Genomic DNA, 935 nt, shown 5'->3' with positions numbered 1-935 from the left:
AGTGTCCATCCGGGAACAGATCGAGTTATCTGAATCGGTTGTGATTGGCTTCCGGGGGCGGGTGGAGGAAGAAGGGCGTCCATGTGGACGCCCGAGAACCGGCCAAAATACGACCGCAGCAAGCTGCGCTACCCGAGCGACCTGACCGATGAGGAATGGTCGATCATCGGCCCGCTGATCCTGCCGGCGAAGCGCGGCGGCAACAAGCGGACGATCGACGTGCGGGCGGTGCTGGATGGGGTGATGTACATTCTCAGCACCGGCTGCCAGTGGGCGGCGCTGCCGAAGGACCTGCCGCCGCGGAGCACGGTGAACGACTACCTGCGACGCTGGGATGAGGATCGGACGCTCGATCGGATCCACCACGCGCTCTACGTGCTGTGCCGCGAGCAGGCCGGGCGCCAAGCCAGTCCGACGGCGGCGATCATCGACAGCCAGAGCGTCAGGAGCGCGGAAAAAGGGGGGCCTGCATCGACCCCTCGGGCTACGACACGGGCAAGAAGATCAAAGGCAAGAAGCGCCACGTCCTGGTCGACACCCAAGGTTTGCTGATGCAGGCGATCATCCACGCGGCCGATATTCAGGATCGCGATGGCGGCGTGCTGCTGATGGGATCGCTGTTCGGCCTCTACCCCTTCCTGCTGAAGCTCTATGCCGACGGTGGGTATCAAGGCGCCAAATTCCAGGCCGGTCTGCGCACCACCTGCCGCCAGATCAACATCGAGATCGTCAAGCGATCCGAGGTGCACAGGTTCGTCGTGCTGCCGAAGCGCTGGATCGTCGAGCGTACCATCGCCTGGCTCAATCGATGCCGACGGTTGGCCAAGGACTGGGAGTGCCTAAACCGTCGCGCGCTCGCCTTCCTGCGCTGGGCCTCCGTCCGCCGCATGCTCCGAAAGCTATGTCAGAAAACTAAATGATCCCGGATGGACTCT

At 63.3% G+C, this 935-nt stretch carries 1 protein-coding gene; it reads left to right on the top strand.

The genetic code is table 11. The features are described 5' to 3' along the window. Positions 1–81 precede the first annotated feature (81 nt). Positions 82–920, top strand: a protein-coding gene (locus tag AC0IW9_RS30340) for an IS5 family transposase (protein WP_471652030.1) whose coding sequence is annotated in 2 segments (ribosomal slippage) — positions 82–454 and positions 454–920 — 840 coding nt in all. Because the reading frame shifts where the segments join, the coding sequence is not laid out codon by codon here. The last annotated feature ends 15 nt before the right edge of the window (positions 921–935 follow it).

This window comes from Belnapia sp. AC561 (assembly GCF_979252845.1).
This window is presented reverse-complemented; position numbering and strand designations above follow the sequence as displayed.